This is a genomic window from Microbulbifer maximicatervae (SeqCode), from assembly GCF_052467615.1.
Genome location: NZ_CP174319.1, coordinates 2132200 through 2144477, shown reverse-complemented (window position 1 = coordinate 2144477; position 12278 = coordinate 2132200). Strand labels below are relative to the sequence as shown.

Here is a 12278-nt window from a genome sequence, read left to right as displayed (position 1 = left end):
TAATGACTGTAACAAGGATCTGTTTTTGGCTTGTCGCGCTTTTCTATTCCTTATCCCCCTTTGCAGATGAATACATAGTTCAGAGCGAGGACTACGACCCGTTTACCCAGATGACAGAACTCTGGCTAAAGGGTGAAATATCAAATCGTCAGATAAGGGATTTGGCACTAAGAGGCCGATATCAAAATAGCTCTGCCGCTAATAGTGCTCATGTCTCGTTCTTTCTTGATGAAATGCAGGTGATTGCGCGGGGGAATTCTGTATCGGGTCGTTCGGCCCAGATATCCGTCCAGGTTGATGAGTCAATTTTTGACTTGGATTATGACCTCGTATCAATGCATATGATGATCAATGGTCATGGAAATGGGTTATCGAGCAAGCAGAAATTCCTTTTGGTTACCTTTATGTACCGGTTAGCAGCAGAAGGCTGGAGCAAGTCTTCTGGAGTCGATGAAATGGAGAAACATCTTATTTATCGAACTCTCGATTACTTATCTGAAATGCCTGCAGATTATAAAATGTGGGTGATTGCCAAAGAAATACAATACCCGGTTCATTAGGTTGTTAATCTATAGCTTCATTAAAGTTTAAGTGGCTTAAATGGCCACAACAGACTTTAACTGAAGGGCTAAAGGATAAGATTCCTGGCAGTTATTCAGATTATTGGTAGAGGTTCAATTTATTCAGTTTTTATTTCTGTGAATAGCTATATATCAACTATTTAAGGATTTGTTTAATCTAAAGTTCCTAGTCACGTTGAATACATTGTAAAAAGGAAAGTTATGGATTTGTCTGATAAAGTTGCTGTTGTTATAGGAGCGGGAAGTGGACTAGGGCGGGCTTTAGCAATACGTTTGGCCGAAAAAGGAATGAAGTTGGTATTAGCCGGATATACCCTAAGTCATCTCGAATCAACAGCCAAGTTGATAGCACGAGAAGGTGCTGAGTGTATTTGCGTACAAGCAGATGTATCTAAACTTGGGGATGTGCAAAACATCGCTGATAGAGCTTTAAAGCACTTTGATAAGGTACACTTGCTCTGTAATGTGGCGGGTATAGGTCCTTTGGGGGCTATAGCAGAAACCTCTATGGATGAGTGGGAGTGGATTTTATCGGTGAATTTGTGGGGGCCTATTAACGGTATTCATGTATTTCTCCCTCATATCGAACAGAATGACGAGGGCCATATATTGTCTGTAGCATCGGAATCCGGCCTATATGGTATAGGGTACTTAGGGGCCTACAATGTTTCAAAATTTGGTGTTGTAGGTTTAATGCAAAGTTTAGAGCGGGATCTTCGTTTGGCTAACTCGCCTATAAAAACTTCTGTATTTTGTCCTGGTGCTATAAAAACTAATATTCTCGACTCTTCACGTAATAGGCCTGCAAGTGTAGCGGTAATTCACCCTGAGTCTGAAGTCGAGAAAAAAGTTAAAGCCAAAGTTGTCAAGGTGGTTTCTGAAGGTATGAAGCCAGAAAAAGCTGCTGATATCATTACTAGTGGTATAGAAAGCGGGCAGTTTTGGATTTTCTCCCATCCTTATGTACCCGAAACTGCATTTCAGCAGGCGAAGGCGATGCTAGATAGTAATACGTTAATTGATATTTAGCTTAGTTAGGGAACTTCTGATTAATTTCGAGCCAACTTGGTAGTATTCCGCTATTCGTCAAGATCTTGCCCCTAGCTGCCTTTGCCGAAGCCGCATATAATCTGAAGCGTCATGGAGCTCCACGCGAGAAGTTTCTTTCTCAGATGCATTCTCTCATCCCATGGGGGTGGCTAGAAGTCCATTTATCAAAGCTTCCCTAGAAAGGCCCTAGTTGGTACCTACGAGCAGAAAAAATATCGCGATTTCGTCCTCTTTTCCTGTAATCTCTACCTCTTTATATCCGTATCATATTTTGGTTTTAAAAGGGCTTATATGCAGGATCGAATATCACAGTTGGATTTGTTAAGGGGATTCGCTTTGCTGGGGCTTCCTTTAATGAATATGATAAATTTTTCTATGCCTATGGCGGCTTATTTGAATCCAAAGGCCTATTTGCCGAATGGCCCTTTGAATGATTTTCTCTTTAGCTTTTTCCATTTGTTTGCTGATCAAAAATTCATGGGGCTTTTTGCCATGCTTTTCGGCGCAGGCATCATACTTTTAGCTGAGAAACGTGAGCAACAGAATAAGTCTGCTGCAAAAATTCACTACAGTCGAAATTTCTGGCTACTGTTGATTGGCCTTTGTCATGGCATCTTCATTTGGGAAGGCGACATCCTGATGATCTATGCCTTTATAGCCATGTTTGTCTATTTGTTACGCAAGTTGCGCGGAAGCTGGCTGATTGCATTGGGGGTGATTACTCTTGCCTTGTCAGCATATAGCTCATATCTGACAGGAGCTTTTATAGAACCCCTAACAGGAGAAGCTCGATATGCAACGGCAGCCATTTTTGCCCCTGATACAACGCAGATCCAGCAAGATATAGAAATATATCGAGGAGGGTTCTGGGATCTGGTCGGGAGTCGATTAGTTGCTGGTAATTTAGCTTCTAGTCCGGAATCAGCAATCGTTATTTCCTACTTTAGTCTCTCCATTATTTTAAAAGCTGCCGCTATGATGTTGCTGGGAATGGGCCTGTTTAAGTTGGATATCCTACGTGGCCAAGCCAGTTCGTCTGCCTACAAAAAACTAGCTATTACTGGGTTGGCTATTGGGGTGACATTGACCGGTATAGGGCTTATCTGGAACTATAGTCATGACTGGAGTATGGATGATTACTTCACCTATGGTGCCATTTTTAATTTGGTAGGGTCCACATTTACCAGTATCGGTTATATTGGCTTGATCTGCCTTTGGTTCAAATTAGGTAAACACCTATGGATCAAAGGCAAGATCCAAAGTGTTGGGCGGATGGCATTTACCAATTACTTGGCTCAATCATTTATTTGCATCTATATTTTTTATGGCTTTGGATTGGGTTTGTATGGTGAGCTGACACGTATAGAAGTACTTGGGGTCTGTGTGCTGCTGGGTCTGTTTCAGCTGGCCTATTCGGATCTTTGGCTTAAGGCATTTCGTATGGGGCCGCTAGAGTGGTTTTGGCGAACTTTAACATATTTCAGGTTTGCACCGCTGATAAAGGAAAGGGGCGTACCGGTGACCGAACAGCGCTTATAGAGTTCATAGCTAAAATTTGGCGGGCTGCTGTTAATCTTGAGAATAGGAGTCATCGGTAGCTCGTTACCTGTACCACAGATTGTTTATTACGAGGTCTTTTAAATATTTTTATAGGATGATGGGCCGTAAAGATAAGATGTTTTCACATTAAAAATAGGCATGATTGAACTTGATCTGACAGGACTTCTTCTAAGAAGCGGGTAACTGTCAGATCAAGTTGAAAGTTAGTAGATCTCTAATTACCTTAAGACAAAGAACCCTACAATATCTTTTTAGTAATCTACAGTTGTTATTATAAAGTCACCTTCAATTGTACCTTCACTATCCTGGTCAGTATAAGCAATCCAGGCTGCTGTCTCACTGGCAGCTGCCAGCTTACTTTTCAATGCGAGCGCTTCCATCATATTGCGAGGCACATCGAAGTGCCATTGAGTACCCAGTGCCTGACATTCACTTTCTCCATTCGACCAGGTAGACTTACTCGTAGTCAGTGACCACATAACAGGGTAATTGATAGCGCCATCATCTTTTAAGTCGTTTACATGCAGTTCGCCATTTAACCGTCTCTTACAAGCAAATGAATAGGAACGATCACATTGGCGGTCATTAAAGCGCCCGTCGCTTCTGATAACAGCGCAGTCCTCTCCGCTACCATGATCATTGGGTTCTCCCTCTCCCCAAGACCATAGTCCTTTATTTTGAAATCTGCTGTCTGTAGCACTGACATCATAGTGTTCTACGGTGTTGATGCCGTCATCCCAGTTATCCAGGGAATCGTCATCGCCACTCTTCCAGTGTCTGTCCAGTCCACCCCATCCATCGAATATTACATCGAATGACTCATTATCATCCCCAATATTGCTGTCATTTTTTGTCCAGAAAAATACGAATCTCTTTTTTCCATTTACACCATCATGTTTACGGACTGTCTCCCGTGATAACTCTTGAGAGGGGAGTGAGGTTCGTTTATAGCTCGTGACTTCAACCCCATTGGGAAAGTCCTCTCTATAGTCTTGGGGAGTGTAAATGTATTCCAGGCCTATCTGATCTATAAGATGATTTTTAAAAGTTACCTGGGCACCGGACGATACCGCATTTTCGATATGTACGATTACTGTACGGTTAGTGCCATATTGATCCTGCTTGTAAGCCCAATCCCTCAAATCTCCCAATACAGTAGAGATAGGAACGCGTTGAGGATCAAGCCAGAAATTGCAATAGAATGAGCCATGACAAAAATATTGTTCACCACTGAACTGATGCAGGTCCAGCTCAATAATTTCAGCACCAATATCAATTTGGTCTTTAACCCTGGCAGATTGTTCAGAGCCTACCCAGATAGCACCATAGGCATCAGAGTTATAACTGTTGTGTGTTGCAAGGACTTGTGTATAGCGAATTGGTGTTGAGTAAGTCAGGCGCCGTTGTAGCTCGAGTGCATATTTTGCGTGGTCATTGGTACCTTGCTCTGTCTCGTAATCGTAATAGAGGTTGAATTGAACCAACATTGAATAAGGATCGGTCTCTGCAAATAGAGGCGTACTCATCAACGTTATATAACTAAATAGAGCGATACAAATCTTCTTTAGCCCTTTCGAGAGTGGCCATGAATAGTTTTTTTTCATTATTATTCCTACTGTTCGCCTGAGTTTGTTATTTTTTAAACAGATTTAATTGCGCTCTCTATTACGACTGCCGAGATAAAAGTAATCGCATGCAGCAATACTTGCGTCTCTAAACGTATGAAGTTTATTTCTACCCATCTCCCTTGTGAGGCCGGATATCAGGAACTTCAATAATCTTCAAATGTTTCAAGTATAAACCCCTGAAGGGCAATAGAGTGCGAAAGCAATGATATCGAAAAGATATAACCTGTTAGCTACTTTAAATGTATTAACGAGAAGCACCTCACAAAGTTATAGTTTTATAATGCTTAAATCAAAAACTATTTACTATTATTTAAAGGTTAAACACTTTCTAGCTAATATCCTAATAGTCAGTCGGTGACGAAATGGTAATCAAAAAACGAACTGCTCTTGGAAGTAGCGATAGATAGCATATAAGTAAAATAGGATAATAAGGGTAGGGCTAGGGTTTTCTGGCCGATAATACCGAGAAATAGCCGAGTGCCTGGTATGATTGAGGATTTACAAATCCTGCTGTCTCAAGCATCCGATAAAGCTCTTTGGCTGAGTATAGTTGGGAGCCGTGGTTCATAAACAAATGAAAGCAGAACAAGCTTGGCGTTAAACGAGTATCATCGAAGAGCATATCGTGGATAAATACCTGCCCACCTTTTGGTAAAAGTGCGAAGGCTCTGTCGATTAAGATTTGGCATGTAGCATGCTGCCAATCGTGCAACACATTGCTAAAGCAAATGCCATCGAACCCCTCAGGCCATGGGTCTCTAAAGAAATCCCCTTTAACTATCTGGATTTGCTGGTCTTTCTTGAACTTATTTATATACATTGCTGCTATATCGCAAACCGGCGGCAGGTCGAAGAGCAGCGCATTGCGCTCAGGATAGGTATCGCAGAAGGCGAGAGCAATGGTTCCAGAGCCTCCACCGGCATCGAGTAGGGTTTGAGCGTTTTCAAAAATACCGCAGGAAGCAGCCTCAACTGCGGAGGCAAACCCCTGCGAATGCATCAGATGAGTAAAAGCTGCTGCCGAGTCATTGTCCATTTCATTTTTTTGCCACATGTCGGTTACAGAGCGACCTTTACATTCCAGCTCATATTCTCTTTGTAAGCTGGTGAGTATCTTTTTATCCAGGTGATTGATGTCATAGATTTGAAAAGGATCGAGTAAGACTTCTCCCCAATAGTAGTGACTATTCTTGGAGAGGTAGCATTTCCCCAGCTCTGTATTTTTCACTTGTTGTTTGTCGAAGCAGATATACCCCAAATGACTCAGAATCAGCAGAAAGAAGCCCATTCCTTTATTGCTGAGCTGCAATTCCTTACTGAGTGCTTCGCAGGAATCATAACCGCATTCAATTAGCCCGGTGATATCCAACCTTGCAGAAACCATCAGGCAGGCAAAATTATAGTTTCCCATAAGACGGTCCCACATAGGACCGTCGGATACGCTAGGTGGAGTTATGCTTTGAGTTCTACCGCTATTTCCCATCGCTCATTCTCCAAATAACCCGGGGAACTTTGTTGGTGCGTTCGATACGCTTAAGTCGCTCGGCTTTTTGTACTGTGAAGGACTGAGGGTACTGTCTGACAACAGAGGCGAGGTTGTGAATGTTGTTCAAAATATGCTCACAGATGCTGTTGGCACTTGCCGTGCCTGTGAACTGAACGACTATTAAATCGGCAGACTTTTTTGTTTGGGGGCCGCCGCTGAGAAGTAGTTGAACTTCTTCGACGCCTTCACATTCATAGGTGAGCTCTATGATCTTATTGAGGTCCAGAAGGGCGCTGCATAAATCGACATTATCATCTGCTCTCCCCTGAATAGATAGGCCATTAGGACGACCACAGGGACAAGTTGCTTTTTGGATTAGGTCACCTAATCGGTAACGCACTATCGGTACCGTCCACCCTGTACCTACACGGGTAAGCAGGGCGCCTTGATCGTCAGTTTCGATCAATTGGTCCGCTAAAAGGTGATATATGTTCAAATCACACTCAGGGGAATTGACAGCAATGCTATTGGTTTCTACCGATCCATAGTCGCACCACAGCCCAGCATTAGGGAAAGCCTCACGTATGACCTTCAACTTTGCTTTGGTCCAAGGTTCCCCCATCCAGATAATTGTCTTTATTGGGAGTTGGCTACCTGAATCTAGTATACCTTCGGCAAAATCTGCCAGTCCTGTGGGTGCGCCAGCAAGTGAGTCCACATCGATATTACGTAGAAGTTCCAGCCAATTCTCCACCTCACCAGATATAAAGGGGCCTGTAGGTGCAATAGTGCATTTGGAAGCCTCTGCCAGAGTTTGAATAAAGTAGTGTGCACCCCATAGCCGCCCAGGATTAAAGAGATTAAGAAGAACACTTTGAGAGCTGAGCGGGCGCCATTCCTTCAGCAATCTTTGAATTGCCTGGTGATAAGGTGTATAGGCCAGCTTCGGCTTTCCAGTTGTGCCGCCGCTAGACATGATAATGGCTCCGTGTTCCTGAGCGGCATTTTGGCTGATATGTTTCAGTTCAACGGGGCCACAAACGGGGATGTCATCGAGACAGACGGCAGAAACAGGTATATCTGGTCCACCGTAGGGTGAAAGACTGCGGGCGTGGGCGAGAATGGCATTCCAATCCAGGTGGCCGATGTTCATAGCGTTAAGGTAGCTCCCGTTCAATCCCGTCTTCCTGGGGTGGTGAGGTATCGGATGGAACTGAGGAAATTGTAGTAACAGGGCGCCTAGGTAGAGAGTGGTCTGGCCAATTGGGAGTTATCCTCATCAGTACCGATGTATTTCAGCAGCAATAGATCACGCCAGCTTTTGCCAGGGACTCCACTTCATCTTGTGGGATACCCAAGTCATCAAGGATCTCTCGAGTGTTCTCTCCGTAAAGTGGTGCTTGCTGGAAAGGCACTGGAGAAGTGTCGGGAATAGAGAAGGGGGCGTTTATAAATTGTATTGAGTCACGGCTTGTACTGCGTGTATAAGGAATTGATACAGTCTTGTCGTTATCTTGGACATAGGGGTTGTTAAGCGCCTCGGCGATATCATAAACCGGGGCACAGGGGATTTTACCCTCCATTTGAGCGCACCATTCTTTTGTTGTTCTCTTCTGGAAGTACTGGTCTAGAGCATCTGTCAGCAGCTCTCTGTTTTGCATCCTGCTTTCATTGGTCAAAAAGCGGGCATCAGTTTGTAATAAATCGGAGCCTAGTTCGTGACAAAGCATTTCCCAGAATTTCTGGGTTAAGCAGGCCACATAAAACCAACCATCTGCTGTCTTTACTAATTGGCAAGGTGCTTGGGATGCGTGGGCCGAGCGAGGTTGCTTCCCTGGGACTATCCCCTCGTTGAGAAACCATAACCCTTGGTAGCAGAGGCAATTTAGCGCTATATCGAATAAGTTAGTGTCAAAATCACCGCCTTTTCCTGTGATTTCGGTCCGCAGTAACCCTGAAACTGTACAGAGGGCTGAATAGACACTCCCCAGGAGATCTACTACTGATACGCCAACTTTGGTTGGGATAGATCCTGGTTCTCCAGTCACTGACATCCAACCAGTTTCTGCCTGCATAAGGAAATCATATCCTGGCCAGTGTTTTCTATTGTTGTCTCTGCCATACCCTGAGAGATGGGTACAAACTATTTTGGGGTTCGCTACTTTGAGGTCAGCATAGGTAACGCCTAACTCTTCGGGCAAAGAACCTCTAAAGTTGTCGATAACAGCATGTGAGTTATTCACAAGCTTCAAGAATACCTCCCTGCCAGTGGGATCCCTGATATCCAGGGCCAAGCTCTTCTTGTTGTGGAGCGTCGATTCACTTGTCTCATTGTCTTCGCAAGCTTCATCAAGATAGATAGATCCCATTTTTCTAAGTGGATTCCCACCTTGTTTGGGGTCTTCAATATTGACTACTTCTGCGCCCAGAAAAGCTAGTAAAGTGCCATGAAAGGAACCTGCGCCCCAGGTTTCGAATGAAAGAATACGCTTTCCGTGGAGAGGGAGCATCATGATATACCTGATTTGCGCAAACAAAATTAATGGCCAGCCAAGTTTTGCCACTTAGTTACAAGTGGGTATTAGTTTATAGATCACTGTGTAAATCTGATGTGGGAAAAGAGAGTACGAAGTTTGCATTGGTTATTAGGATCTATTGAAGTTACGGCGGACATTGAGTGTTTAATTATTCCTTATAGGTTTGGCTGACAAATAGTATCCCGATCCGAAGAGTAGTTTTTACCTAGTAGTAAGTCTAAGTATGTGCCACCAACGCACAACTGGGCATTGCGAACTAGACTCCTTGAGATCCAGTTAATAGCTTTTAAGGATGTGAATATGGATCGTTTTCATATCAGCAGGGTGGAGCTATATGCGATAGCCGATAAAAATGCGCCGCCAATTTGTTGGACTGCTAATCAAACTCCGTTGTTATACACCAACAACGTTATTCGCATTATAACCAGTAATGGTATCGAAGGTATTGGTGCGACATTGAGTTATACCGAGAACGGTTTTGATCGATGTATTATTGAATCCATGCGCACAATTGCACCTGGTATTTTGGGTAAAAACCCATTGAGGACAGAGGAATTATATAACTGGTTAATGGAACGGTGTACTTGGGGCGGGTTGCCTGCTAAATCGCCTTTTGATATTGCTGCATGGGACATAAAAGGCAAAAAGGCTGAGATGCCGATTTATGAACTTTTAGGTGGGGCACGCTCAAAAATACAATCTTATGCATCCTCTCCTATGTTTGACACTGTGGAGGAATACGAAACATATATCGAAGATTGTATAGCGGAGGGGTTTACAGCAATAAAATTTCATTGCTCTTGTATATATGAGAGAGATATGGAATTAGTTTCAGCAATTCAAGCACGTTTTGAAGGGAAGTGTGTGCGTTTCATGCTGGATACAGCCTCTCTATATACTCCTGCTGAAGCTATGGGCATGGCCAAGTGGTTGAGTGAAAACAACTGGGAGTGGTTTGAAGCTCCAGTTCCAGATTCTGATTGTAGGACTTATCAAGATCTTGTTAATAAATTCGATTTACGAATATTAAGTGATAGTAATTCCTTGTTAACACTACATGAGATAACCAATGCGTTGAACTTGGATACCTGGACTAGTGTTCACCTAGATGCCACTGTTTGTGGAGGTATTACGCCTTTAAATAAATGTTTTGCCATTGCGGAAGGGTTTGGTAAAACGTTAGAGATACAAAGTATGGGATTTACGCTTACACAAGCTGCGAACCTACACGTTGCCCTTGCACATAAAAATTGCAATTATTTTGAGCAGTTTTTCCCTTATGAAGGTTTTGAGCTTGCGAGCAAGGTGTCTATTCGAACCGATAAGGAGGGTTATGTCCATGCCCCTCAGGGAAATGGGTTGGGAATAGCCATGGATTGGGAAAAGGTAAAGGATAACTGTTTTTGTCAATATGTGTTTGAGTAGGGTGATCTAGACTATGCAGGAATCGGATGCCAAGAAATATATCATGGATAAGAAGTTAACATTGGTTAGTTTCTTTTTGGTTTTACTTCTTGGTGTTGTTGCAGTTATTTATCCTGAAGGTACCAAGGACTTTATGAAAGAAATGTTGGCTCTAACTATAATTGACTTAGGGACAATATTTCTTTGGTATACTCTTTTAGGGACCTTGGCCCTTTTGTTTTTGGCATTTTCAAAATATGGCAAGCTTCGTTTGGGAGAGGGGAAGGCAAAGTATTCTCTTGTTCAGCTTTTTTCTATGGCTCTCTGTGCAGGTATGGGGGCTTCGACGATGTATTGGGCGTATATTGAAGTAATTCATTACTATATGGACCCCCAGTTCGGTATTTCTGCCGAATCGATTAAAATGGAGTACGCAACGGCTTTCAATATTTTCCACTGGGGGTCGGCAGGATGGGTTATCAATTTGATGGTGGCGATCCCTTTTTCTGTGAGTTTTCATATTAAAAAGAATCGAACCCTTAAGTTGTCCTCTGTATTAAATAACATGCTTGGCGATCGTATGCCTGAGTGGTTGAAAAAAGGTGTAGATTTGTTGTTCATTGTGACCACGCTTTCGGCTACGACATTAACCCTTGGTCTTGCGATTCCAATGATTTCGTATAATGTCAGCGCCTTAACGGGTATTCCGGATAGTCTTTCTACAGGGATAGCCATTATCATAGGTTTGTCTCTCCTTTTTTCATTGTCGTCATTTATTGGCATTGAGAAGGGGATGTCACGTATATCTGAGTGGACCATCTATATAGCAATTTTCCTGCTTTTATATACGTTTATTGTTGGGCCAAGTGCTCTTATTGCAAATAATGTAACGAATAGTTTGGGGATATTGTTTTCTGAATATTTCCGTATGTCCTTAAGTACAGACCCATATGGGAGTACGCATTTCCCTCAGTATTGGACAATTTTCTTTTGGGCAACCTGGATATCCTATTCGCCGGGTGTAGGTGTGTTTGTTACAAAAATTTCTCAGGGGCACCGTCTGAGAGATGTGATTTTAACTTTGATCCTTGGGGGAGGGCTTAGTAGCGCATTTATCTTTGGGATAGCGGGAACTTATGCTGTAGATCTTATGAATCAAGGAGCTGTTAATGCAGTGCAAGAGCTTTCCAACGGAGAGCCTCTTCGTCTCGCCCATGATATTTTAAATCAATTGCCGCTTCCTGAGTTGGCGATAGCCATTTTTCTGCTGTCAATGATATTGTTTTGCGTGACAACCTTGGATGCAACTTCATATTCATTGACCGGGGTTGTCACAAAAAATCTTGATGCTGAGGCAAATGTTATGCCGGCATATCGAGTTTTTTGGTGCGGGTTGCTAACGGTGATACCCATTGTGTTTTTATTTATTAACGCCGATATGGATACGCTAAAATCCTTTCCCGTTTTAATTGTAATCCCTCTCCTTCCTATATTGGTAATTCTATGTGTTAAAACAGGAGCTTATCTGTTGTCTCAATTTGGCGACATGTCTGAGGGTGAAATTGAAGCGTATAGAACACCTGCTAAGATTTAATGTGTAGGAAATTATTGAGTTGTACCTTAATTATAGAGTGTAACTCTGTGCTAAATAGCTGGCCAAATGACATGAAAAGATAAGTGGTCGCGGGGTATTCCGATTTTCAGCCTTCCTCCTTGAGTTGTCCGATATAAAAGTATCAGTACTATTAGAGTGTCAGTTTTGATTGTAGTTTATATCGAAACTCAGCGTGTTTAAACGGGGTGTATAAATTTAACCGCTGCGCTCTTATATTGTTGGTTTATACCCGTTCATCACTTTGCTAACACCTTTCGGTATCCTGGCAGTAATTTGAGCTCTGGAAGTTTGGAGTTACTGCTACTTTTAAATTCATAGGAGTATAGATTTACTTTGAATCCATTACTTTTATTGCACAAGAAAGCCATTTATCGATATTAGGATGAGAGTGTTGACAAATAGTGTCTTGTTCCGCCG

General features: G+C 42.7%; 9 protein-coding genes. 5 read left to right on the top strand and 4 right to left on the bottom strand.

The annotated features are described in order from the left end of the window. Positions 1-2 precede the first annotated feature (2 nt). From ACJJIM_RS09625 to ACJJIM_RS09615, 3 genes are all read left to right on the top strand, one after another. A complete protein-coding gene (locus ACJJIM_RS09625) occupies positions 3-560 on the top strand; it encodes a hypothetical protein (RefSeq protein WP_282932883.1) in 558 nt (185 codons plus the stop codon). Positions 561-782: 222 nt separating this feature from the next. Continuing rightward, positions 783-1610 carry an SDR family NAD(P)-dependent oxidoreductase gene (locus ACJJIM_RS09620; RefSeq protein WP_444913123.1) on the top strand — a complete coding sequence of 276 codons (828 nt, stop codon included), beginning with the start codon at positions 783-785 and terminating at the stop codon, positions 1608-1610. 312 nt (positions 1611-1922) lie between these two features. Beyond that, positions 1923-3170, top strand: coding sequence for a DUF418 domain-containing protein (locus ACJJIM_RS09615; RefSeq protein WP_413662073.1), 1248 nt, complete (start codon positions 1923-1925; stop codon positions 3168-3170). Positions 3171-3442: 272 nt separating this feature from the next. Here the strand turns inward: ACJJIM_RS09615 and ACJJIM_RS09610 are convergent, their stop codons facing one another. The 4 genes from ACJJIM_RS09610 to ACJJIM_RS09595 all read right to left on the bottom strand — a co-directional run bounded on the left by ACJJIM_RS09610 (position 3443) and on the right by ACJJIM_RS09595 (position 8818). After that, a complete protein-coding gene (locus tag ACJJIM_RS09610; protein WP_444913122.1) occupies positions 3443-4795 on the bottom strand; it encodes a lectin-like protein in 1353 nt (450 codons plus the stop codon). 463 nt (positions 4796-5258) lie between these two features. After that, positions 5259-6230, bottom strand: a complete 972-nt coding sequence (locus ACJJIM_RS09605; RefSeq protein WP_413662071.1) for a methyltransferase — start codon at positions 6228-6230, stop codon at positions 5259-5261. Between the two features lie 61 nt (positions 6231-6291). Beyond that, positions 6292-7482: an AMP-binding protein gene (locus tag ACJJIM_RS09600; protein WP_413662070.1), complete on the bottom strand. Its 1191-nt coding sequence runs from the start codon at positions 7480-7482 to the stop codon at positions 6292-6294. 118 nt (positions 7483-7600) lie between these two features. Further along, positions 7601-8818: a CaiB/BaiF CoA transferase family protein gene (locus tag ACJJIM_RS09595; protein WP_413662069.1), complete on the bottom strand. Its 1218-nt coding sequence runs from the start codon at positions 8816-8818 to the stop codon at positions 7601-7603. A 324-nt stretch (positions 8819-9142) separates the two neighbouring features. On the opposite strand from ACJJIM_RS09595, the gene ACJJIM_RS09590 reads away from it, so the two are divergent. Then, entirely contained in the window at positions 9143-10267 is a 1125-nt protein-coding gene (locus ACJJIM_RS09590) for a mandelate racemase/muconate lactonizing enzyme family protein (protein ID WP_413662068.1), read from the top strand. Between the two features lie 13 nt (positions 10268-10280). Beyond that, positions 10281-11840, top strand: coding sequence for a BCCT family transporter (locus ACJJIM_RS09585; RefSeq protein ID WP_413662067.1), 1560 nt, complete (start codon positions 10281-10283; stop codon positions 11838-11840). Positions 11841-12278 lie beyond the last annotated feature (438 nt).

Bases quoted from the DNA above. Each gene is read 5' to 3' on its own strand.
- ACJJIM_RS09585 (WP_413662067.1), top strand. From the start codon at position 10,281: ATGCAGGAATCGGATGCCAAGAAATATATCATGGATAAGAAGTTAACA.
- ACJJIM_RS09610 (WP_444913122.1), bottom strand. From the start codon at position 4,795: ATGAAAAAAAACTATTCATGGCCACTCTCGAAAGGGCTAAAGAAGATT.
- ACJJIM_RS09615 (WP_413662073.1), top strand. From the start codon at position 1,923: ATGCAGGATCGAATATCACAGTTGGATTTGTTAAGGGGATTCGCTTTG.
- ACJJIM_RS09595 (WP_413662069.1), bottom strand. From the start codon at position 8,818: ATGATGCTCCCTCTCCACGGAAAGCGTATTCTTTCATTCGAAACCTGG.
- ACJJIM_RS09625 (WP_282932883.1), top strand. From the start codon at position 3: ATGACTGTAACAAGGATCTGTTTTTGGCTTGTCGCGCTTTTCTATTCC.
- ACJJIM_RS09605 (WP_413662071.1), bottom strand. From the start codon at position 6,230: ATGGGAAACTATAATTTTGCCTGCCTGATGGTTTCTGCAAGGTTGGAT.
- ACJJIM_RS09590 (WP_413662068.1), top strand. From the start codon at position 9,143: ATGGATCGTTTTCATATCAGCAGGGTGGAGCTATATGCGATAGCCGAT.
- ACJJIM_RS09620 (WP_444913123.1), top strand. From the start codon at position 783: ATGGATTTGTCTGATAAAGTTGCTGTTGTTATAGGAGCGGGAAGTGGA.